At 46.2% G+C, this 23,385-nt stretch carries 18 protein-coding genes; 3 read left to right on the forward strand and 15 right to left on the reverse strand.

Annotated features, from left to right (window positions below; genetic code table 11):
* Nucleotides 1-103 precede the first annotated feature (103 nt).
* From NST83_RS14785 to NST83_RS14800, 4 genes are all read right to left on the reverse strand, one after another.
* Nucleotides 104-1,357: an aspartate kinase gene (locus NST83_RS14785; protein ID WP_342414741.1), complete on the reverse strand. Its 1,254-nt coding sequence runs from the start codon at nt 1,355-1,357 to the stop codon at nt 104-106.
* 201 nt (nt 1,358-1,558) lie between these two features.
* Nucleotides 1,559-2,116 (reverse strand): elongation factor P, encoded by a 558-nt coding sequence (gene efp / locus NST83_RS14790; protein WP_044647663.1) that lies wholly within the window; start codon nt 2,114-2,116, stop codon nt 1,559-1,561.
* A 33-nt stretch (nt 2,117-2,149) separates the two neighbouring features.
* Complete coding sequence (locus NST83_RS14795; RefSeq protein ID WP_342414742.1) at nt 2,150-3,223, reverse strand: Xaa-Pro peptidase family protein; 1,074 nt, start codon at nt 3,221-3,223, stop codon at nt 2,150-2,152.
* Between the two features lie 81 nt (nt 3,224-3,304).
* Entirely contained in the window at nt 3,305-3,892 is a 588-nt protein-coding gene (locus tag NST83_RS14800; RefSeq protein ID WP_342414743.1) for a YqhR family membrane protein, read from the reverse strand.
* A gap of 315 nt (nt 3,893-4,207) precedes the next feature.
* Here NST83_RS14800 and NST83_RS14805 point away from each other — a divergent pair, with 315 nt between their 5' ends.
* Complete coding sequence (locus NST83_RS14805; protein WP_137063568.1) at nt 4,208-5,200, forward strand: DUF1385 domain-containing protein; 993 nt, start codon at nt 4,208-4,210, stop codon at nt 5,198-5,200.
* A 7-nt stretch (nt 5,201-5,207) separates the two neighbouring features.
* Nucleotides 5,208-5,528 (forward strand): hypothetical protein, encoded by a 321-nt coding sequence (locus NST83_RS14810; protein ID WP_342414744.1) that lies wholly within the window; start codon nt 5,208-5,210, stop codon nt 5,526-5,528.
* Between the two features lie 111 nt (nt 5,529-5,639).
* Here the strand turns inward: NST83_RS14810 and NST83_RS14815 are convergent, their stop codons facing one another.
* From NST83_RS14815 to mntR, 3 genes are all read right to left on the reverse strand, one after another.
* Complete coding sequence (locus tag NST83_RS14815; RefSeq protein ID WP_342414745.1) at nt 5,640-6,629, reverse strand: patatin-like phospholipase family protein; 990 nt, start codon at nt 6,627-6,629, stop codon at nt 5,640-5,642.
* A gap of 98 nt (nt 6,630-6,727) precedes the next feature.
* Entirely contained in the window at nt 6,728-8,464 is a 1,737-nt protein-coding gene (locus NST83_RS14820; protein WP_342414746.1) for a family 10 glycosylhydrolase, read from the reverse strand.
* A gap of 138 nt (nt 8,465-8,602) precedes the next feature.
* Nucleotides 8,603-9,028 carry a transcriptional regulator MntR gene (gene mntR / locus NST83_RS14825; protein ID WP_007430946.1) on the reverse strand — a complete coding sequence of 142 codons (426 nt, stop codon included), beginning with the start codon at nt 9,026-9,028 and terminating at the stop codon, nt 8,603-8,605.
* A gap of 252 nt (nt 9,029-9,280) precedes the next feature.
* On the opposite strand from mntR, the gene splB reads away from it, so the two are divergent.
* Nucleotides 9,281-10,345, forward strand: a complete 1,065-nt coding sequence (gene splB, locus NST83_RS14830) for a spore photoproduct lyase (protein WP_342414747.1) — start codon at nt 9,281-9,283, stop codon at nt 10,343-10,345.
* Here splB and NST83_RS14835 read toward each other — a convergent pair.
* The 8 genes from NST83_RS14835 to adhE all read right to left on the reverse strand — a co-directional run bounded on the left by NST83_RS14835 (nt 10,338) and on the right by adhE (nt 23,141).
* Nucleotides 10,338-11,054, reverse strand: a complete 717-nt coding sequence (locus NST83_RS14835; protein ID WP_342417963.1) for a cytochrome c biogenesis protein CcdA — start codon at nt 11,052-11,054, stop codon at nt 10,338-10,340. The two genes, splB and NST83_RS14835, sit on opposite strands and share 8 nt — an antisense overlap.
* Nucleotides 11,055-11,204: 150 nt before the next feature.
* Complete coding sequence (metG, locus tag NST83_RS14840; RefSeq protein WP_137063575.1) at nt 11,205-13,223, reverse strand: methionine--tRNA ligase; 2,019 nt, start codon at nt 13,221-13,223, stop codon at nt 11,205-11,207.
* Nucleotides 13,224-13,639: 416 nt separating this feature from the next.
* Nucleotides 13,640-13,930, reverse strand: a complete 291-nt coding sequence (gene yidD, locus NST83_RS14845; protein ID WP_342414748.1) for a membrane protein insertion efficiency factor YidD — start codon at nt 13,928-13,930, stop codon at nt 13,640-13,642.
* Nucleotide 13,931: 1 nt separating this feature from the next.
* Nucleotides 13,932-14,423: a Fur family transcriptional regulator gene (locus tag NST83_RS14850; RefSeq protein WP_137063577.1), complete on the reverse strand. Its 492-nt coding sequence runs from the start codon at nt 14,421-14,423 to the stop codon at nt 13,932-13,934.
* A gap of 252 nt (nt 14,424-14,675) precedes the next feature.
* On the reverse strand, nt 14,676-16,895 hold the full coding sequence (locus NST83_RS14855; RefSeq protein ID WP_342414749.1) for a stalk domain-containing protein: 2,220 nt from the start codon (nt 16,893-16,895) through the stop codon (nt 14,676-14,678).
* A 221-nt stretch (nt 16,896-17,116) separates the two neighbouring features.
* Nucleotides 17,117-17,875: a pyruvate formate-lyase-activating protein gene (gene pflA, locus NST83_RS14860; RefSeq protein WP_137063580.1), complete on the reverse strand. Its 759-nt coding sequence runs from the start codon at nt 17,873-17,875 to the stop codon at nt 17,117-17,119.
* Nucleotides 17,876-17,940: 65 nt separating this feature from the next.
* Nucleotides 17,941-20,202, reverse strand: a complete 2,262-nt coding sequence (pflB, locus tag NST83_RS14865; RefSeq protein ID WP_342414750.1) for a formate C-acetyltransferase — start codon at nt 20,200-20,202, stop codon at nt 17,941-17,943.
* Between the two features lie 326 nt (nt 20,203-20,528).
* Nucleotides 20,529-23,141, reverse strand: coding sequence for a bifunctional acetaldehyde-CoA/alcohol dehydrogenase (adhE, locus tag NST83_RS14870; RefSeq protein ID WP_137063582.1), 2,613 nt, complete (start codon nt 23,139-23,141; stop codon nt 20,529-20,531).
* Nucleotides 23,142-23,385 lie beyond the last annotated feature (244 nt).

Below are 23,385 nucleotides of genomic sequence, written 5' to 3' on the forward strand. Positions count from 1 at the left end.
TATAAATAGTAGGCGTACAATGCATCTGCCGTTATACTTGATTGCTTTCGTTCAAGCAACTTCATATGCTGCATCTTAGTGGTGCACACTTTCGGTCAGTAAATTACCGACGGTCCTGCGGTCCACCTACAAATGCTTGCTCCTCAGTATCCAGATTGTACGCTGTATGCAACGCCTGAATAACCCCATGGAGTTTGCCAGCCTCGATCACACACGACACCTTGATTTCAGATGTGCTTACCATTTTAATGCTCACGCCTTGTTCTGCCAACACAGCAAACATTTGCGCTGCAACGCCTGGATGGCTGACCATGCCTGCACCTACGATGGATACTTTGACGAGGTTTTCTTCAGACGTCACTTCACGGTATGGAAGCCCTGTGCGAATGCCTTCCAACGTCTTCAAGGCCGCTTCGCGATCCGTTAGAGCCACTGTAAAGGAAAAGTCTGCTTTGCCAGCCTCAACACCACTTTGCACAATAATGTCTACATCAATTTTGGCTCCCGCCAGCGTTCCGAATACTTTCGCCAGTACACCAGGAGTATCGACTACGCCCAAAATACTGATTCTTGCTACATTTTTATCATATGCAATCCCACTGACTACTACGCCCTGCTCCATTACTGCATCCTCCTTTACGACCGTTCCTTCATTATGGTTAAAACTGGACCGCACAATCAGCGGTACCCGGTTATGTTTCGCATATTCTACCGCACGTGGATGCAACACTGCCGCACCCAGATTAGCTAATTCCAGCATTTCATCATAGGAAATTTCTTTCAGCTTGCGGGCAACCTTCACGATCCGTGGATCTGTAGAATATATGCCATCCACATCCGTGTAAATTTCGCAAGCATCTGCCTGAATCGCCGCCGCCAGTGCAACCGCCGTCGTGTCAGAGCCACCACGTCCCAGCGTCGTAATATCTCCTTCAGCAGACATCCCCTGGAAACCCGCAACCACGACAATCTTATTGCTGCTTAGTGCATCCAGTACCCGCTGAGGCTGGATGTCCGTAATTCTCGCCCGACCATGCTCGGATTCCGTACGGAAACCAGCCTGCCATCCTGTAAACGATACCGCCTCATGTCCCAACTGCTGAATAGCCATCGACAACAATGCAATCGAAATTTGCTCGCCAGTCGTCATCAGCATATCCAACTCACGTGCAGGCAACTGCTCATTCAGCAATTTGGCCTGGTCGATCAGTTCGTCTGTTGTGTCCCCCATCGCAGAAACAACAACTACACATTGATGCCCTTCACTCTGTTTCTCAACAACGCGTTTTGCCACGCGTTTCATGCGCTCCGTATCACCGACGGAACTGCCTCCGAATTTCATGACATACAAAGACAACGATATTCACTCCCTCAGACTCAACAGTATGTAACCTTGAGATGGCACAACCGACTTTGAACGTGACATCCTACGGCATAACTTTAGTACAGTATAATACGAAAGTGCTATGCGGAGCCAATGTTTTTTAATAACAGTTATTCATAACAAATAATCCTCTGTCCTTGACAAGGACAGAGGATATGAAGAAGCTAGACCATTTTATGCGCGGGAAATATATTTACCATCGCGTGTATCAATCAGCAGTACATCATCCTGGTTGATGAACAAAGGAACCTGAACGTTCAGTCCTGTTTCAACTTTAGCATTTTTGGTAGCACCTGTAGCCGTGTTGCCTTTAATACCCGGCTCCGTGTCAATAACCTTCAGCTCTACGCTGTTAGGCAGGTTAATCCCGAGAATTTCACCATTATAGCTAATGATGTTTACATTCATGTTTTCTTGCAGGAAGTTAAGTTCCCATTTCAGTTGATCACTGGAAAGGTTGAATTGATCGTATGTTTCGTTGTCCATAAATGTATGCTCGTCAGCGCTCGCATAGAGGTAAGACACACCACGGTTTTCAATTTGCGCACGACCAATCGTTTCACCTGCACGGAATGTACGTTCAACCGTGTTACCATTACGCAGGTTTTTCAGCTTGGAGCGCACGAATGCCGCACCTTTACCTGGTTTTACGTGTTGGAAGTCCAGTACTGTAAAAATATCTCCGTCTACCTCGACGGTCAAGCCTGTTTTGAAATCATTTACGTTAATCACTAAAATACCCCTCCTACAGGACTGTTATCGTTATTAAACGACTGTAAATTCTTTGCTTGAATGTGTTAATACCTTGATGCCGCTATCTGTAATAACGATATCATCCTCGATCCGTACGCCGCCCAATCCAGGTACATAAATACCTGGTTCAACCGTTACAACCATGCCAGGCTCCAGAATGTCATCGCTTGCCTTCGACAGACGCGTGGATTCATGGACTTCCAGACCCAGACCATGACCTGTGCTGTGTCCGAAATTGTCTCCATAGCCATGGCTTGCAATAATATCCCGTGTCAGCGCATCCGCTTCACGGCCTGTCATGCCTGGCTTAATATGTTCCAGCGCGTGAAGCTGCGCCTTGAGCACAATATCGTAGATCTCACGTAGCTGCGGCGACAAATCCCCTTGTGTAGCTACTGTGCGTGTTACATCGGAGCAGTAGCCATCCAGCAACGCACCGAAATCAAACGTAATCAGTTCGCCCGCTTGTACCAACTTGGAGCTAGCTACACCGTGAGGCAGTGCCGAACGAACCCCGGATGCCACAATCGTGTCAAAGGAGGAAGACGTAGCTCCCTGCTTGCGCATGAAGAATTCCATTTCCAGATCCAACTCACGCTCGCTGACACCCGGTTTGATGTAAGGCAAAATGTGTGCAAATGTAGCATCTGCCAAATCCGCCGCCCGCTGCATTACTTCCAGCTCTTCCGCATCCTTGTATACCCGTAGCTTTTCTACAATTCCCGATACCGGAATCAATGTAACAGGGGACAAATCTTCACTGTAAGCTTTATGCGTCGCAACAGATACATGATCCTGCTCAAAGCCTGTTTCGCCGATCTGATGGGAGGACAACAGCTCTTTCACCGTTTCCATGACTTGCGCAGCGTGCTGCACCACCGTAAAGCCTGCCGCTTGCTCGGCCGCCTGTGTCATATAACGAAAGTCGGTCAGCAGATAGCTGTGAGATTCCGTAATCAGCACATAACCCGACGAACCAGTGAATCCTGTCAAATATCGGCGGTTGACAGGGCTTGTAATCAATATAGCCCGCAGATCATGCTCGCCCAGCGCCTGCCGCAGCTTTAACACCCGGTCATTCTTCATCTTTCATCCCGCTCCCCTCTGTCAAATAACCAAATGCTATTTTAACACAGGCGATAGCCGCTTGAGAAGTTTTTGTTGCGCTCAGTCCCCAGCTTCCTCAGGCTCGCGCTTTCTCTCGTCCGTATACTCAACAGCAACGGTGTATCCGATAAATAGCCCCCACAGTATAAACACACAAATTTCCGTATATATGGAATCCCAGGTCAAACGATGAAGCGGATTCATCATCCCGAGCTTGGGACCTGTCAACACGAATAAAATAACCCACCAGACCAGACCGTAAACGATGCCAGGCAAGGGACCCTTATAACTACGAAACATAAATGTGTACACTAGCGAAGCTACAACTGATAATGCTATAAAAAACAGTAGACCCACCAGATGCCCTGCCGTCGTTTTCATGAACGAATGCTTGAAAAAAGGCTCTGCCAAAAATCCCGGTGCGACTACCGTAAAATGCAATGTATAAAACAACCAGCGCAGCAATCCCCAGAGCAAGCCCGCAAAAAATCCCAGTTCGAGTGCAAAAGGAATAAGGGGCGTATGTATTTTGCCCGACTGCTGCCTGCCTCTACGGGTGTTATTATTGTTATGGTCGCGTTCATCCTGAGATTCGCGAGTCTGGTCCTGATCATGGCCTGCCTTGGGTATGGAGTAGGTTTCACTCATGTGTTTGATCCCCTTTCAAGATCCAAAACTTTTTCCGTGCTAATAAGGATGACTTTATTGGCGCATGAAGAAGGCGCATTGCCGATGATTCGTGCATATCCATTTTGCTAGTAGTATGCTCCTAAGGGGATTAGTTTAACACTGAACTTGATGAGTGGTGTTTAGATATGGGAAAATAGAAGTAAAAGCACACTTCAAACTAACTAATAATGTTCCTTTTTAGCATTTGAAGTCCAACTCCCCTCCCCCAACTAGATATTCCCTTCCAAATTCGATACAATATACAAAAAGCACGTGTAAAGAGAGGTGAGACGGTTGTCACAAGCATCCAAGCCTGTAAGCTACGGTGGTCAGGCTGTCATTGAAGGTGTCATGTTCGGCGGCAAGCGTGTCAATGTCACGGCAGTTCGCCGCAAAACTGGCGAAATCACATATTTGGAAGTACCGCGCAAGGAGCAATCCTGGGTGACCAAATTTCGCAGAATTCCGTTATTGCGGGGAATTGTAAGCATCATCGACTCCAGCGCCAAGGGTACAAAACATTTGAACTATTCAGCCGATGCGTATGCTGATGATGAAATTGACCCAGAAGAACGCGCTGAACAGAAGAAAAAAGAAGAATCCCGCTGGAGCCTGAGTATGATCATCGGTGTGGCCGCGGTCGGGATTTTATCCTTTTTATTCGGCAAAATTGTGTTAACCCTCGTTCCGGTTGTTGTGGAGGATTTCCTGTTTAAAAATTTATTTCACGAGCAGATTTTGCATAATCTGGCGGAAGGAGCCATTAAGCTGATTCTGCTGTTGGCCTATTTATGGGGAATTTCCCAAACTCCGTTGATCAAACGGCTTTTCCAGTATCACGGAGCAGAACATAAGGTGATTACCGCATATGAAGCGGGTGAAGAACTAACCCCTGCTAATGTGCAAAAATACAGTCGTCTGCATTACCGTTGTGGTAGCAGCTTTATCATGCTCACAGTGATCATCGGGGTACTTGTATATTCCCTGTTTACGTATGATAATCTGTGGGAGCGTATGGGACAGCGGCTTTTGCTGCTTCCAATCGTGTTGGGGCTTTCTTTTGAATTTCTCAAGCTAACAAATGCCCTGCGGGAAATTCCGGTACTCCGTTATTTGGGATACCCCGGCCTGTGGCTGCAACTACTTACCACCAAAGAACCGACCGATGATCAAGTAGAGGTATCCATTGCTTCGTTCAAGCGTATGCTGGAATTGGATGCCGAGTTGGAAAATGTACCTGTAAAGGAGAACTTCAACAGCTCGGTCCTTGATCCTGTGAAAGGATGAGTGAAAGATGAACAGACATGCGGTTATTTTCTGGCTTACCCTTGCCTTGGGCGCATATGGGATTGTGGATATGGTATGGAGAGGAAGCTGGGGCTTTCTTATAAGTTTATTGATTCCTGTCCTTGTTTTTGCAGTTATATTTCTGCTGTACAAATACCTGCCAGGACGGCGCCCTCGTACTCCCAAGATTAAACCCTCTGCACGCACGATGGCCAAAACAGCCGACACACGCAAGCAGCAGACTACAGGCAAGCGTAAAGCGTATCCTTTTCATGTTATTGAAGGTTCTAAGGGCAAAAACGAAGAAGAACAACCTAAGTATCATTAGTCGATCACACTCTAACATGGTACTCAAAGGAGCCATCACCCGCGTAATGAAAAATCACCGGGAAATGGCTCCTTTTTTAACCTCTTGACTCCAGTTCCAACTAACAAATGATTATTTCATGGCGTACATCGTATCCTTCATTAATTGATACTTGTTATACTGCTGTTGGTAAGAAGCGATGCTCCATTTGTGGAAAAAAGCGTCTCCTGCCTGCACACCAGATTCATACAACAAATTGCTTTGCTCAGGAGAAATGTTGAACTGTGCTGTGCGAATGCCCAGCGTCGGGATTTTAATCGTCCGATATCGATTCTCCTGCTCAATATAACGCTCATCATGTGCTGATAGCATCGTATCAAAAATAGCTTGCAGCATCGTCAATGGCCCCCGTATATACGAAACCTTCGTTTCGGTTCCCGTTTTGCCCACCATCTGAAAGCCTACTGTTGGAATGGTTTTGGCCTTTTGCTCATTTACAGGCTCATCAAAAAGCCATAAAGGCAGATTACTCAGCAAGGCCCCATCGACAATAAACACAAATTGCTGTGAGAATTTTTTGCCTTTCGTATGCAAAGGATCAAGTCTTAGCATAACCGGGTCGAAAAAATATGGGATGCTTGTGCTCATCCGAATAGCCTTGGCCACCTCCAGTGAAGAGGTATTCATGCCGAAACGTTTGATATCCTCAGGAAGTACCAGTATGCGTCCATTCGTTATGTCTGAAGCAATAATGCGCAACTTGCCTGGAGGCAGATCAGCGAACGTACGCACTCCCTTGGCAAGCAACAGCTCCCGCACCCAATGCTCCAATGCTTCTCCAGAGTACAGCCCTTTTTTAAGAAAAATACGAGCTGCCGGTCCAACCCATTTGATGTTAAACACCGGAGAACGCCGTAACAAGCTGACCAAGGGGGTTTTCTCGATCACGGCTTTCATTTCATCTGCTGAATATCCTGCCGCCAACAAAGCAGCTACAATAGCACCTGATGATGTACCCGCTAAGCGGTTGAATACAATTTCATGCTCCTCCGCAGCCTTGACTGCACCCGCCAGCGATATACCCTTAACCCCTCCACCCTGGAACACAGCATTGATCAGCATAGATCAAAAAACCTCCGTTCTCTTGGGAGTAAGCAGTTCTACTGCTTATGTATGAGAACGGAGGTTTATTTAGAACCTATATGAACGAATTTACATCATTATTGATAATAATTTTGAAGAAGCTGAATAAGTCCGTTCGGATTTTTCCTTAAATGCTGGGCACTAAAGTAAATATCTCCTTTGATCTGGTTATAATTTTCGTTCAGCTTGAGTTGCTTAATCAGCTCTTCGGCAGATTGCCAGCCCTTTTCAGGAGTGCCGATTTTATAAGGAGAATGTCCAATGTACAGCTTAACATCTGAATTTTTGACCTCATTGGACCACCATGCTACAAGCTTGTCATAGCCAGCGGCCGGGAAACCGATACTCCAATAAATCTGTGGAGCTACATAATCAATCCAGCCTTTGTTAATCCAGGTACGTACATCGGCAAATGTCGTATCATACGCTGTAACGCCTGCCTTCGTATCTGATCCGGTTAAGTCCTGAGACTTGTTGCGCCACACTCCAAAAGGACTAATACCGAATTGCACTTTGGACTTGCTTGCATGAATGCTTTTGCCCAAATCACGGACAAAGCTGTTCACATTATCTCTCCGCCAGTCGTCTTTGTTAGAGATTTTGTTGGCATTATAAGCTTGAAAAGTCGCATCATCATCAAAAGTACCGCTGTATGGATAGAAATAGTCATCCAAATGAACGCCGTCAATATCGTATCCGTCCACAACCTCCATAATCGCATCAATGACATGCTGGCGAGCGGCGGGAATACCCGGATTGATGTAAAGCTGGCTGCCATTCTTAACAATCCAATCCGGATGTTGGTTAGCGACATGGTTTGCAGCTAAACCATTGGTGGTCCCTGTAGAATTGGCGCGGAAAGGGTTAAACCATGCATGAAACTCCATCCCCCGCTTGTGCGATTCACTAATCATAAATTTTAAAGGATCATAGCCCGGATTTTTACCTTGGGTATTCGTCAGGTACTTGCTCCATGGCACAAGATTGGACGGATACAGCGCATCCCCACTGGCCCGGACCTGAACAAAAACCGCATTAATACCCATCCCCTGCAAATCATCAAGCATTTTGGTAAATTCCTGCTTTTGCTTCTCGGTGCTGCTTCGGGCGGCGGAAGAAGGCCAATCCCCGTTAATCGTAGAAATCCAAGCCCCACGCATGGAAGTAGAAGCTTTCACTTGCACGACATGTCCCTGCGAAGAATTGGAGCTACCCTCATTGGTTGATGTAGACGGTGAAGTGACACTCGCCTGCTCGTCATCATTAATTCCCTGATTCGTATCTACACTTCCCGGATTGTCAGATGTAGACATATTGGAGCTGGAGCCGCCACCAGAGGATGTTGTTCCGCCTGTGGCGGCACCCACTTTACCACTATTTAACGTAATGACTCGCTCTGAAGCTTGCCAGTCCACTTTTAATCCCAACTCTTCCCCAACAAAACGCAGCGGCACCATGACTCTTCCGCTCGTCATACGCGCAGATGCGTCCAATCGAACTGACTTGCCATTCACTATAGCACTCTGTCCGCCGTTTTCCATAGAAATGTTCTTGTCTTGTGCTGTAATGGTTACCGTACCGGACGATGCTGACCAGTTAACCTGTGCGCCTAATCCCTCACTGATCACCCGCAAGGGTACCATCGTTACGTTGGCTCCCTGTACAATGTATGGCGACGCATCACTTTTCAGTGGTTGCCCGTCCAATATGATTTCAATCTCTCCGTTTGGAGCCGCTTGCACTCCTGGCACAACTGCCGTCTGCACCGCCAGCAGTAAACCCGCAGCCAGTGCCCATGTTTTCTTCCAATTCATATGATTACAATCCCCCGCTAACCCCGTTAATTTTTAACCCTGTCTTGTCCTGCTATATAATGGATAGACGCTAATACCCGGGTATTTGTTGCGGTAGGGACAAATAAAAAAAGCATCTGTCCTTACGGACGATGCCTGTCAGGAATCACCACTCAATTCCTTGTGTATATCGTGAAGCTGGCGCAAACGATCTTCATCCCGGCGGAAATATTCGACCAATGTCTCAATGCGGGTGATGGAATCCCAGCTTAAATGGTGCTCAATACCTTCCACATCTTTATAGATCAGGTCCTTGTCGACCCCAATCATATCCAGAAATTGCTCTAGTAACTGGTGGCGATCAACCAGCCGTTTGCCGACCTTTTTCCCTTTGGGTGTTAAAATTAATCCCCGATATTTCTCATATACGAGATAGTCGTCCTTATCCAGCTTCTGGATCATCTTGGTAACGGACGAAGGATGGACCTCCAGACCCTCAGCGATATCCGAGACACGGGCGTATCCCTTCTCATCAATCAGCTGGTAAATGCGCTCCAAATAATCTTCCATGCTTGGCGTTGGCACTTGTTTCCCTCTTTTCTGTTATTGAACGGGCGCTTACCGCCTTCATTTCCTGCGTTGAACCTACATATGTAATGATACATGTTATCATTGCCTATTGGCAAGTCTCATCCCTCTGCTCACAGCTATTGCCACGATTTGTTCAATTTAAGCAGGGTACACTAATAACGTCCCTGTATCATTCTCCTATGGCATGAGTTAGAGTTGGACATCCAAGCTACTACTGGATATTTATTCCTGAAAGGAGCGTTACCCATGTCCACGCTTGAGCGTACTCCTGTCAAAACCAAAGGAACCAAACCGTTCGTGCCTGATCTGGTGTTTTTCGAGCCAGACGCACTGAATTATCCTAAGGGTCAGCGTATTATGGATTGGGTCAAAGCAAAAGGCATTCCGTATCGTATGACCACATCTCATAACCGGATTACCAATTTACCGGGCGAAACCGAAGTTGAAAAGTATCGAATGGCGAAAAAGACGTTGGTCGTCGGTATTCGCAAAACGCTAACTTTCGACCAGTCGAAGCCCTCTGCTGAATACGCCATTCCCATTTCGACCGGATGCATGGGACACTGCCACTATTGTTATTTGCAAACGACATTAGGGGCAAAGCCGTATATACGTGTCTATGTCAATACGGACGATATCTTATCGGCAGCAAAAGGCTATATCGAGGAACGTGCGCCCGAAATTACTCGTTTTGAAGCAGCCTGTACCTCCGATCCTGTTGGTTTGGAGCATATCACCGGATCGCTCGGAGAATTGATTCGTTTTATGGCAGATGAAGAATTTGGTCGCCTGCGTTTTGTTACCAAATATCATCATGTCGATCCACTGCTGGATATTCAGCATAATGGCCATACCCGCATTCGTTTTAGCATTAATTCCGATTATGTTATTAAACAGTTTGAGCCTGCGACTTCACGCTTCAAAGAACGTATTGAAGCAGCGGGTAAAATCGCCCGAGCCGGTTATCCGCTAGGCTTTATTATCGCCCCGATCATCTGGTATGACGGTTGGGAAGAAGGATACGGTGAACTGCTGCGCAAACTGGGGGAAACCTTGCCTCATGATGCCACAAAAGATCTGACGTTCGAATTGATCCAGCATCGTTTTACCAAAACGTCCAAGGCTGTAATTGAGAAGCGTTATCCCAAAACCAAGCTGGAAATGGACATGGAGAAGCGCAAGAAAAAATGGGGCCGTTGGGGACAAAATAAATACGTTTACCCTGATGAACAGCAAAACGCCCTGCGAGAATTTATCACTGAGCGCATTTTTGAACATTTTCCATTAAGTCGTATTGAGTATTTCACATAACCAGCATCCAATCCGGGGTAATCCGTTGTAAAAACAATGTTACATCTGTCATATGATCGGTTACCAGCAAAATACCGGTGATAACAAGCAGTATACCGCCTGTTTTAACGATAATCGACGTGTAACGCGAGGATAAACGAACAGAGCCAGCCAGTAAAGCCAATGCAAAAAATGGAATCGCAAAACCAAGCGCGTAGCCTGTGACCAGCTTGAACCAGGTATGATGCTCTACTGCCGCTAAAGCGATAATAGCCGTCAGCATGGGACCGATACAGGGAGACCAGCCTGCCGCAAATCCGATTCCGATCACAAAGGAACCGGCATAACCGGCAGGCTTCCATGTCCAGCGAAGCTTATGCTCCCGCATTAAAATCAAAGGCCGTATCACACCAATAGATACCAGCCCCATCGCCAAGATCAGTATCCCCGCAACCACTCTTAGCGTATCCTTATAATTGCCAAACCATTCTCCCAGCAACCCTACGCTTGCACCCAAGGAATAAAACACAACGGAAAAGCCCAGTACAAAAGCTAGGGTATGTCCCATCGTACGGTAACGCACCTCAGCCTTATGCCGTCCTTCGGCCAGTTCACGTGTCGACATACCCGTCATATAAGATAAATAAGAGGGGTACAGTGGCAAACAGCAAGGTGAGAAAAAAGAAACCATTCCTGCTATGATCGCCAACCCGGCGTTAACATCCGTCATCATCATTTCCTCCCGCCTGTCTTAAGTAAACGCGAGCAAAACAAGCTCTATTACTAAAACATACGTGAGGAAGCAGCCAAATATGTTGCAACCCAAAAAGCGTATGCCCTGGCATGTGAGCCGAAAGACATACGCTATTACAACCTTTATTTATTTCACAATCGCGCCGTTAGGCATGCTTTCCGGTACTGTAGCCAGCGTGAGCTGATCTCCGTGTGATGCTGCCAAAATCATTCCTTGTGACAACTCACCACGCAGCTTCACAGGCTTAAGATTGGTCACACAAATCACCTTGCGTCCAACCATATCCTCCGGCGTGTAAAACTTGGCAATGCCCGATACAACCTGACGCTGCTCATAACCAAGATCAAGTTGGAGCTTCAACAGCTTATCGGCCTTCTTCACAGGCTCACAGGCGATAACCTGAGCGACGCGCAGTTCTACCTTGGCAAAATCCTCAATACCAATCTCTTCCTTTGCCTCTGGCGCCTTCTGGCCTTCCTCAGCCGCATTTTGTGGTTGAACTTGAGCCTCAGCTTCCTCCGGCTTCTTGCCCCCCGTCATCGCTTCCACGATGAAAGCAACCTCCTGCTCAGAATCCAGACGTGGGAAGATAGGATTGCCTTTGATCAGTTGCGTTCCTTCCGACATGCGACCAAACTGCTTACCACTATCCCATGTCGTCAATTCACCTTCTTTAATGCCAAGTTGTTCCCAAATTTTATGGGGAGCGCGGGTCAAGAACGGTTGGAGCAAAATGGACGCGATGCGCAAGCTTTCCACCAAATGCACCATAACAGATGCCAGCTCACGGCGTTTGTCCTCATCCTTGGCCAGGTTCCATGGTTGTGTTTCGTCAATATACTTGTTGCTACGGCTAATAAATTGACTGATCGCCGTCAAAGCCACAGAAAACTCCATATTTTCCATCGCTTCTTCTACTTTACTGTAAGTCGCTGTTGCCATTTCCTCCACAGCCCCGTCGAATGCTGTTACATTCGCTTCATAAGCCGGAACCTTACCTTCAAAATATTTGTCTACCATTGCTACGGTACGGTTCAACAAATTGCCTAGATCATTCGCCAAATCAGAATTGACCCGATCAACGAAGCTTTCCGGTGTAAAAGTCCCATCAGCGCCGAAAGGCACCTCACGCAGCAAGTAATACCGAAGTTGATCCAGACCATAGCGGTCAATCAGTGTTACAGGGTCAACGACGTTGCCTTTGGATTTGGACATTTTACCGTCCTTCATGAGCAGCCAGCCGTGCGCAAATACTTTTTTAGGCAGCGGAAGATCCAGCGCCATTAGCATGATCGGCCAATATATCGTATGGAATCGTACAATTTCCTTCCCAACGATATGCACATTTGCAGGCCAAAATTTATCATACAGCTCGGTATTGGAGGAACCATAGCCCAGGGCTGTAATATAGTTGGAGAGCGCATCAATCCACACATATACGACATGCTTCGGATCACCTTTCACCTTAACGCCCCAGTCAAAGGTTGTGCGGGATACAGCCAAATCCTCCAGACCCGGCTTGATAAAATTGTTAATCATCTCTTTTTTACGGGATTCCGGCTGGATAAACTGCGGGTTCTCCTCATAAAATTTCAACAAACGATCAGCATACTTGCTCATACGGAAAAAGTAACACTCTTCCTTGACTAATTCTACAGGGTGCCCACTGTCCGGGCTTTTACCTCCAGCCACATTGCCTTCTGCATCCTTCACCACGTCAACCAATTGAGTCTCCGTGTAATAAGTTTCGTCAGGTATGCTGTACCAGCCTTCGTATTCGCCCTTATAAATGTCTCCTTGCTTTAGCAAACGATCAAAAATTTCCTGCACAACGCTCTTGTGGCGTTCTTCCGTTGTACGAATAAAATCGTCATTGGAAATGTCGAGCTTCCGCCATAAGTCCTGAATCCCTGCCACAATATCGTCAACGAAACGTTGCGGTGTTTTGCCAGCCGCACTCGCCTTCTGCTCAATCTTCTGTCCATGCTCATCCGTTCCTGTCAAATAGCGCACCTCGTAGCCGCGCAGCCGCTTGTAGCGCGCCATCGCATCTCCGGCTACCGTAGTGTACGCATGACCAATATGTAGCTTGTCGCTTGGATAATAAATCGGTGTCGTAATGTAAAATGTTTTCTCATTGGACATGTGTATTGCCTCCTGTTTTGTTCATGGCAGCAAAATAAGGCATGCTCCCCTGAATTCGGTACTCCAATTCATGTTTTTCACACCAATTGGGCACAAAAAAGACCCCCGTCCCTATGGGACGAGAGTCACCTCACGCGTTACCACCCAAATTCCCCGTATCCTCGCAGACTACAGGCTTCACCAGTCATTTCTGACCGCCCATTAACGCTGGATCACGCCTTTCCCTTACGGTCGCCCCTATAAAACATTGAACGGTGGCAAGCACGCTCGAAAAAGGTTCCTCCAGGACCATATTCAGGCTTCGTCCAGACCGGTTTGCAGCTAGCCCCGGCTCTCTGTACTGGACGGTTGACCCTACTCATCCCTTCGCAGGAAAACATTATTATCCAAAATATAACCAAACCCGCATAGCTATGTCAAGTCAAGCCCTTCCCAGTACGGTCAGCAAAACGATCTTCACCGGATCTATTCGCCCGCTTTTTAGCAGGAGGCACCAAATCTACACCGCCCGGATGAAAGGGATGGCACTTTGCTATACGTTTGGCGGCCAGCCAGGAGCCCTTGAACGCACCATGCACTTCCACCGCTTCCAGCGCGTACTGGGAGCACGTCGGATAGAAGCGGCAGGTCGGTGGCTTTAATGGTGAAATATAGGATCGGTATAACTTAATCGGAGCTTGAACCACTCTGCGTGTGGTAATTTTCATTTCAGTAGCCTCCGTGGCTGTGAGTGTGACCGCTCGCCTGTTTGTATCCCCCATTAGAATTGGCCTCTGCTTGCCCGTTCTTCTTCTGGCACTTCTTGCAATAACCAAAAATCTCAAACTTGTGTTCAACAATTTGGAACTGATCTGTCGTATCTGTCATCTGCATCGGGCAGAAAGAGATTGGTAAAGTTTTCTGACAGCTCAGGCAAATCATATGGTGGTGGTGATGATGCTCATTGCAGCTTACCTTGAATTTCATCCCATCCTCAAAAGATACCTGCTCCAGCACACCCAATTCCTGCATCACACGCAAATTACGGTAAACAGTGTCAAAGCTGAGTCCGCTGTATTTTTTACCCATATATTCATAAACGTCTTTTGGGGACAGATACCCTTCGTTCTCGGAAAATAACGTGGCCAGCGTCTTGCGCTGATCCGTAATACGCAGCCCCTGAGTGGACATTGTTGCGATAATCTCATCCTTTGTCAGCATGCGTTTCACCCTCCCCTGTCTGTAGTTTCAGGTTATCTGATGCAGGCTTAGGCTTGCATCTGCTTATTATACCACGATTAAAGTCAAAGTTATAAGAGATATTCGCGCTCTTGATAAAGAAAAAGACGTTCTTCCTGTGCTTGAACCGAATCCGCAGCAGGTGAACGCCTTTATTCTGTAAGTGATCTGACTTTAAACGGTGAATGATGAGACCCTTCGGTCTAAACCAATAAACAATACCGGATGCACATATTAATTTTTAATAGCTGGTAATGGCATAACTACCACCGAAACTGGCAAGTTACTACCCGCCGCAGCAGTGAAATACATCTCTACACTTTCCTCGATATGACCTGTACGATACAGTACACTCATCTCATTCGGAGCCCACACGGAGCCGTTCGTCGGGATACCCACGACCTGATTATTCACCATAGCATAGCCAGAGTATTCACCACCACGCGGGTTAAATGTAATCAGGGAATATGGCGCTACGCGATCCAGTTTAACCTTATACACAACACCAAAATTACCCGCATTGGAGGAAGAAGAACCGTCCAGACCGTCTGAACCAAGCAGGTTCGGGTCTACTTTATTGTCGCCAAGAACGATACGCTGAGCTGTTTTACCAACCTCTTCTGTATATTCAAGCGTAATATCCGAATTCGCATACGTTCCACGGTTATGAATTCCGTCCTTAGGCAGTTTTGCCAGAGTAGGCATGGCAATCAATGGATCTGCATTTGCATCTAACACAACAACTGTGTATTGAATAGGTTGATCCGTATACAAGTCAGATAAGAGAGAAATGACCTGTTTTTGCTTAATTTTTTGCGCATTCAAATCCTGTAAAATAACGCGGCTTTCGCCTGGATTCAGAACCGTGCTGGAACGTTTGCTTCCATCCTGCATGGATTGAAAGTACCGCTGAATCGAAACCTTACCCGCAGCCGTCGCAAACTCAGATGGGCCGGCGAAGCCGGAATTTTCGACGTTCAGATTAGCAGCAGTAATATTATTGTTGGTTGCGATAACGTACATTTTTACATCTCTGCCCGTTTCATTCACATGATGGACGAGTATACGTGTGCTGCCTGATCCCATTTCCTGATACACAATACCATCCTGGAATACACGTTCCGGGCTGTTAGCACGGATCAGAAGGCGTGGTGAAGATGTGCTGGTTAACGGAATGGTAGCCATAGTAGGCACCTGACTGCCGTCTACACTATACTTATCACCATAAGGCGTGAAGATTTTGTTGAAATCATCTTCGTTGTATAGTAGCTCATTCGTAATCTTAATCGTTTGACTTACTGTACCTGTTGCACCATGCTTGTCAGTCACGGTCAGCGTTATGGTCACATCACCCGGCTCGAAAAACGCCAGTTTCTTATTCACCCAATCACGTTTAGTAATCGCATTTTCATCATCCGTACTCAGATCCGTAATCGTGATTTTTTCACCCATTTTGTATTCTTTTTTATCTGTTGTAAACAGAGCCACTGGCGGCTGATTCGGCGGTCTTACCGTAATCGTAACTGAGTATGGATCACTCCAGTTCCCTGCGGAGTCAAGAACGGAATAGGTAACTACATATGTACCTGGCTCTTGAAATACGTCCTGCTTGCCTTCCCAACGTTGATTCACAATTGGAAGACCTGTAGGAGAAGATTCCTTTGTCAAATACGTAACTTGGGTTTCGCCCGCATAGATATCTTTTTGCTGAACCGTGAAGGAAGCTTTAGGCTTTTGATTCAAATCCATAATAACCTGTTTTGTTGTATTATTTACAGTATAAGGAATATTCAAAGCCTGTGTAATAGAGGTCAACGGCACCATAAATACGTTCTTTTGCTGGAATGCCGGTCCCTTCATTTGTCTAGCCTCACCGTTAACAGTATAAATTTTGCTGTCTGTCTTAAAGCGCAGCACGTTTGTACCTTGGGTGATAACGGTTTCCTTGGTAGCAGTATCATAACTAAACTGTAAGCCGACGCGGCTGACTAGCGAGCGAATAGCTACATAAGAAACACCGTCCTTGACTGTCATCGGCTGAGTCGCCGTATACACCTGTCCGTTTTGTTCCATTTTTGCGCTGTTCAAATACAAAATCAGTTGATTTGCACTCATGGATGTTGGAGAACCACCAGGGTTGGTGATCGTTCCGTCTCCACTGTATACATCATTGGATACGCTCGATCCGTTGGTTGTATCCGTCGGCAAGCCGGACAAAGGATCATTGGATGCGCCTGTGTTATCAGGTGTCACTGTGTCATTTTGTGCTCCAGTGCTACCTTGTCCCCCGATACTATTATCAACGCCGGAATTTGTGACATTGGCCTGAGCCTGCTGTCCGCTAACCGAATCGGTGGATTGAACAGTGGATACTGCTTCTGCTCCTACAGGGGCTACTGCAGCCACCTGAGCTACCGCAAGCGCGGTGAGCATGGTCCATTTCTTGAAATTCATTGTTTGTCTCCTTCTATTACCAAATTATTATCATCCCCGTAAAAAGTCATACTATTAGACGCGGCTGTTGACCAAAAGTTGCTGGGAATTTTGCTGAACATGAAAAAAAGGGAACTTTCTCCTGTGGCTGCAAGAAATACTACAACAAAAAAACGCCGCCCCATCTGACCTGATGGGGCGGCGGCTTCATAAATAGAAAGTATTTTAAAGGCCATTCAACATTATGACGGACGGACAGCGGCATTTGTCCCTGCGGTCTCCAGACGACCTTCTTCAATGAGACGATAAGCACGTTGAACCTCTTCATCTGTGGGGGACGGAACCCCTTCCAGCGGATACGCCTTGCCGAGCATTTCCCACTTGTATACACCCATTTGGTGGTAGGGTAAAATTTCGAACTTTTCGACTCCGTTTAATGTTCCGATAAACCGCCCCAAATTCAGCAGATCCTGCTCATCATCATGAATACCCGGTACAAACACGTGTCTAATCCACATCTTGCGCCCTTGTTCAGACAACCATCGTGCCGTACTTAGCATACGGTCATTGGATTTGCCTGTTAGCTTAATATGCTTGTCATTGTCAATATGCTTTATATCCAGCAACACCAAGTCTGTTACGTCCAGCAGTTCATGGATACGGCCTGCGTCATTAAAACCGTTACTGTCCAGCGTTGTGTGCAAATTCCAGCGTTGCTTCACTTCTTTGAATAGCTCTGCCACAAAATGAGCTTGCAGTGTTGGTTCTCCACCGGATACAGTCAATCCGCCTCCCGAAGAACGATAGTAGGCTAAATATGGCTCAATTTCAGCCAATACCTCCTTCAGGGTCATTGGATTGCCTTCATTTAGAGCCCAGGTGTCCGGGTTGTGACAATATTGGCATTTTAACAAGCATCCTTGCATAAAAAGCACGAAGCGGATGCCGGGACCATCGACGGTCCCGAAGGTTTCCAATGAGTGTATATGGCCTTTCAGCATGTTGCATCATCCTTCCCGCATCCGCTATGCGTGCGTCGTTGTAATATATGATACGTAAAGCTTTGTTACATTGTACCGTGGAAAGTACGGTTAATGACATCCAGCTGTTGTTCACGAGTCAGCTTGATGAAGTTAACGGCATAGCCTGATACGCGAATCGTAAGCTGTGGATAGTTTTCTGGGTGATCCATCGCATCCAGCAATTGCTCACGAGCAAATACGTTGACGTTCAGATGATGTGCATGACTTCCGAAATAGCCGTCCATCATGGAAACAAGATTCGTTTTGCGTGTTTCTTCTTCTTTACCCAGTGCTTTAGGCACGATGGAGAAGGTATTCGAGATACCATCCAGGCTGTGCTCGTAAGGCAATTTAGCTACGGAACTCAGGGAAGCCAAAGCACCTTTTTTGTCGCGTCCATGCATTGGATTTGCACCTGGTGCAAACGGTTCGCCTGCTTTACGTCCATCCGGTGTTGTACCTGTTTTCTTACCGTATACCACGTTGGAAGTAATGGTCAGCACAGATTGAGTAGGAATCGCATTCCGGTAAGCCTTATGCTTGCGGATCATGCCCATGAAGGACTCTACCAGTTCTACTGCGATGTTATCTACACGATCATCGTTATTACCGTAGCAAGGATATTCGCCTTCAATTTCAAAGTCAATGGCGATGCCTTTTTCGTTACGGATTGGTTTCACCTTTGCATGTTTAATGGCGCTCAGGGAATCGGCAGCAACGGACAGACCGGCAATACCACAAGCCATTGTACGAATAATATCACGGTCATGCAGCGCCATTTCAATCCGTTCGTAGCTGTATTTATCGTGCATGTAGTGAATAACGTTCAAAGTGTTCATGTACAATTTTGCCAACCATTCCATCATTGGCTTGAAGCGGCTCAGCACTTCCTCGTAATCCAGCACTTCACTAGTAATTGCAGGATATTCAGGACCTACTTGAGCACCTGATTTTTCATCCACACCGCCGTTAATAGCATACAACAGAGCTTTAGCCAAATTGGCACGAGCACCAAAGAATTGCATTTGTTTACCGATTTTCATAGCCGATACGCAACATGCAATACCATAATCATCGCCATAAATTGGACGCATCAGATCATCATTTTCGTATTGAATGGAGCTGGTTTCAATGGATACTTTGGCACAATATTTTTTGAAACCTTCAGGCAATTTTTCTGACCACAGTACAGTCAGGTTCGGTTCCGGTGCAGGTCCCAGATTGTACAGGGTGTGCAGGAAACGGAAGCTGTTTTTAGTAACCCGAGTTTCTCCAGTAATGGACATACCGCCAATGGATTCAGTTACCCATGTTGGGTCTCCGCTGAACAGTTCGTTATAATCAGGTGTACGCAGGAATTTAACAATACGCAGTTTCATAACAAAATGATCGACCAGTTCTTGTGCTTGTTCTTCTGTCATTGCGCCTTCTTCCAAATCACGTTGAGTATAAATATCAAGGAAGGAAGACACACGTCCCAAGGACATTGCTGCACCATTTTGTTCTTTGATCGCTGCAAGATAGCCAAAATACACCCATTGGAAAGCCTCTTTTGCGTTGTTAGCAGGCTTTGAGATGTCGAAACCATGATCAGCGGCCATTTGTTTCAGCTCGTTCAAAGCGCGAATTTGCTCGGAAATTTCTTCACGCAGACGAATTACGTCTTCTTCCATGGAATCTACTTCAAGGCTTTTCAGTTGAGCTTTTTTGTCTTTAATCAGGAAGTCTGCACCATACAGTGCTACACGACGGTAGTCACCGATAATGCGACCACGACCATATGCATCTGGCAAACCAGTGATAATACCCGCTTTACGAGCTGCTCTCATATCATCGGTATAAGCGTCGAATACACCCTGATTATGCGTTTTGCGAATATGAGTGAAGATATCAACAATGCTTTGCGGTACTTCAAAGCCATAGGCTTTGCAAGCGTCAATCATCATCCGGATACCACCAAACGGCTGCAAAGAGCGTTTGAATGGAGCGTCTGTTTGTACACCGACAACTTGTTCTTTATCCCGGTCTAGATAGCCCGGCTTATGTGAAATAATGGTGGATGGCGTATTCACGTCTACATCAAGCACACCGCCGTTTGCCAGCTCTTTTTTGGTAAGATCGGATACAATATCCCACAGTGCAGTTGTGTTGGCGGTAGGGCCAACTAGAAATTCTTCGTTACCGACATAAGGTAAGATATTGGTTTCGATAAAATCGTTGACGTTGACTTCTTTAGTCCATTTACCTTTTTTGAAACCTCTCCAGCCAGATTGTTGCTCTTGTAATTCTCTCTCAATCACCGACATGTAAATCCCTCCAAATTGTTTGGTTTTCCGGACTTGTGATTTTTTTCACATTTAAATAGTCTCGAGTCCGGCCTTTTCACCGATGCCTTACGCTCAGTGTCGGGACCTTTCTTACACCCTTATTGTAGAATAATGATAGAGTGTAGTATGTGATAAAAATCACAATACAGGTGATATTTATCACTTTATTTTCTTTAGCTTCACGCCCGTACCTTTATCCTTGCCGTTCACCTCCCTTCCCAAACCAACAGGCCCTCTATATAGAGAGCCTGCGTTGGTATTGAACGGGAAAATGCTTAGTCACAAATTCTATTAGTACCTATATATTATTGGTCAAAACGTCCGTAGAAGGCATTGCGGTATACATCAGCTAATTCGGTAACCAGCGGCAGCTTCGGATTCGCAGTTGTACATTGATCCTCAAAAGCGCGGTCAGCCAGATAATCTACACGCGATTCAAAATCCTTCGCATCGAAGCCGATTTGCTGGAACGATTCCTCGATACCGAGTGTTTTGTTCAGCTTGCGGATCGCTTCGATCAGGCTATTAACCCCTTCTTCCGTGGTACGGGCAGGCAGTCCCAGTATGCGTGCAATTTCTGCATAGCGCTCATCCGCAACAAAGTGCGAATATTTAGGGAACGAAGCAAACTTCGTCGGTTTTTTCGCATTATAACGAATGACGTGTGGTAACAAAATGGCATTTGTGCGACCATGTGCTGTGTGGTATTGTCCACCCCATTTGTGCGCAAGACTGTGGTTAATACCCAGGAATGCATTGGCAAACGCCATTCCTGCCAGCGTGGAAGCATTATGCATTTTTTCACGAGCCAGCTTGTCGCCACTCAGAGCCGATTGCTCTAGGTATTGGAATACCAGTTGAATAGCTTTAATTGCCAGACCGTCTGTGTAGTCACTAGCCATTACAGACACGTAGGCCTCGATGGCATGTGTCAGTACGTCCATACCTGTATCCGCTACAGCTGTTTTAGGCAGCGAATATACAAACTCAGGGTCAATAATTGCCACATCAGGAGTCAGCTCATAGTCAGCCAGCGGATACTTCGTGTTGCCCTGATTTTTGTCTGTAATAACTGCGAACGATGTAACTTCCGAACCTGTACCCGAGGTTGTAGGAATGGCTACAAATTGTGCTTTCTGACCGAGACGCGGGTACTTGTAGATCCGTTTGCGAATATCCATAAATTTTTGTTTCAAGTTGTTGAAATCAGTATCTGGGTATTCATAGAACATCCACATGCCTTTAGCCGCATCCATCGGCGAACCTCCGCCCAATGCAATAATGCAATCCGGTTGGAAACGTCTCATCATTTCAGTACCACGTTCTACCGTAACTGTCGATGGATCTGGCTCTACTTCCGAGAACACTTCGATAGCTACTGGTGTTTGGCGTTGGTGTAAATAATGGATGACACGATCCACATATCCAAGTTTTACCATCATAGGGTCTGTGATAATGGCTACACGTGTGATATCAGGCATTTTAGCAAGATACTGAGTCGAATTTTTTTCAAAATAAATTTTGGAAGGTACTTTGAACCATTGCATATTCACCGTACGTTTCGCCACCCTTTTTACATTAATCAAGTTGACTGCCGATACGTTCGACGAAGTCGAGTTACGTCCGTACGAACCACAACCGAGTGTCAGCGATGGAAGGTTGGTGTTGTAGATGTCACCGATCGCACCATGTGTGGAAGGTGCATTTACAATGATACGGCCTGTTTGCAAACGGTTCGCGAACCGAGCGATAACGTCCTCATCGTTCGAATGAATAGCAGACGAGTGGCCCATGCCCCCAAATTCCACGACTTCAGCAGCGCGTTGAATACCTTGTTCAGCATTTTTTACTTTATAGCAAGCCAATACAGGACTCAATTTTTCCGCAGACAATGGGAATTTTGTTCCTACCCCTTCAATCTCAGCAACCAAAATTTTAGTTCCTGCTGGTACTGTGATGCCACTCATTTCAGCAATTTTTACAGCAGACTGTCCGACGATTGCTGGGTTCACTGCACATTTCTCGACATTCATAGCTCCTTGAGTGAGCTTAGCTGCTTCTTCTTTGTTTACAAAATAGCAACCGTTAGCGATCATCAATTTTTTCACTTGTTCGAAGATTGGCTCTTCGATAATAACCGCTTGCTCGGAAGCACAGATCATACCGTTATCAAAAGATTTTGAGAGGATCAGATCGGTCACAGCTTGCTTGATGTCCGCTGTCTTTTCAATGAAGCAAGGCACGTTACCAGGACCTACGCCCAGAGCAGGTTTACCGCAGCTATATGCCGCCTTAACCATGCCTGATCCACCAGTTGCCAGAATCAGCGCCACATCCGGGTGATTCATAAGTGAATTTGTCTTATCCATCGATGGAGCTTCAATCCATTGAATACAATCGGCTGGAGCACCATGCTTGACGGCTGCTTCAAGCAAGACGCGAGCTGCTTCCGCACTACACGATTGAGCGGATGGATGGAAACCGAAAATGATCGGGTTACGTGTTTTAATAGCAATCAACGCTTTGAACATTGTAGTTGAAGTCGGATTAGTCACTGGAGTGATCCCCATTATGATGCCGACAGGTTCTGCTATTTTTTGAAAACTGTCAAAGTCATTATCTTCAATGACACCGACGGTTTTTTCATTTTTGATACTATGATAGACATATTCTGTTGCAAACATGTTTTTGGTGATTTTGTCCTCGTACACACCGCGTCCTGTTTCTTCAACAGCCAGCTTCGCCAGATGCATGTGCTTATCCATCCCTGCGAGTGCCATAGCTTGTACGATTTCGTCAATCTGCTCCTGATTCATACTCATGAAAGCCTGCTGTGCCCGGTTCCCCCGGTCAATCAGTGTTTGAATATACTGCTCAGCGCTTTGCTCTTTTTGGATAACCTCGTTTTTAACAGCCATTTCCCTCATCCTCCTGTTATCTCGTGTACTATCTCTTGTTCACGCACTGATCGTAACACAGCTTTTCAAGATATATTGTGATTTTTTTCACAATATATTTAAAATTTTATTTTATGAAGTGAATTAAATCACAAAGTTTGGAATTCTGCCACTTTTACCCCCTCTTCTTGCCCCAAAAACGCATAGCACAGGTATATAATGAATTTGAATTGATCAAGTTGCAGATAAAAAAACAAAGGAAACA

This window comes from Paenibacillus sp. FSL R10-2782, from assembly GCF_038592985.1.
Lineage (GTDB): Bacteria > Bacillota > Bacilli > Paenibacillales > Paenibacillaceae > Paenibacillus > Paenibacillus terrae_C.

Coding starts and splice junctions, on each gene's coding strand:
- pflB (WP_342414750.1), bottom strand. CDS start 20,202: ATGTCGGTGATTGAGAGAGAATTACAAGAGCAACAATCTGGCTGGAGA.
- NST83_RS14820 (WP_342414746.1), bottom strand. CDS start 8,464: ATGAATTGGAAGAAAACATGGGCACTGGCTGCGGGTTTACTGCTGGCG.
- pflA (WP_137063580.1), bottom strand. CDS start 17,875: ATGCTGAAAGGCCATATACACTCATTGGAAACCTTCGGGACCGTCGAT.
- yidD (WP_342414748.1), bottom strand. CDS start 13,930: ATGAAAATTACCACACGCAGAGTGGTTCAAGCTCCGATTAAGTTATAC.
- NST83_RS14810 (WP_342414744.1), top strand. CDS start 5,208: ATGAACAGACATGCGGTTATTTTCTGGCTTACCCTTGCCTTGGGCGCA.
- NST83_RS14795 (WP_342414742.1), bottom strand. CDS start 3,223: ATGAAGAATGACCGGGTGTTAAAGCTGCGGCAGGCGCTGGGCGAGCAT.
- NST83_RS14850 (WP_137063577.1), bottom strand. CDS start 14,423: ATGCTGACAAAGGATGAGATTATCGCAACAATGTCCACTCAGGGGCTG.
- NST83_RS14800 (WP_342414743.1), bottom strand. CDS start 3,892: ATGAGTGAAACCTACTCCATACCCAAGGCAGGCCATGATCAGGACCAG.
- NST83_RS14835 (WP_342417963.1), bottom strand. CDS start 11,054: ATGACGGATGTTAACGCCGGGTTGGCGATCATAGCAGGAATGGTTTCT.
- NST83_RS14815 (WP_342414745.1), bottom strand. CDS start 6,629: ATGCTGATCAATGCTGTGTTCCAGGGTGGAGGGGTTAAGGGTATATCG.
- metG (WP_137063575.1), bottom strand. CDS start 13,223: ATGTCCAATGAGAAAACATTTTACATTACGACACCGATTTATTATCCA.
- splB (WP_342414747.1), top strand. CDS start 9,281: ATGTCCACGCTTGAGCGTACTCCTGTCAAAACCAAAGGAACCAAACCG.
- NST83_RS14855 (WP_342414749.1), bottom strand. CDS start 16,895: ATGAATTTCAAGAAATGGACCATGCTCACCGCGCTTGCGGTAGCTCAG.
- adhE (WP_137063582.1), bottom strand. CDS start 23,141: ATGGCTGTTAAAAACGAGGTTATCCAAAAAGAGCAAAGCGCTGAGCAG.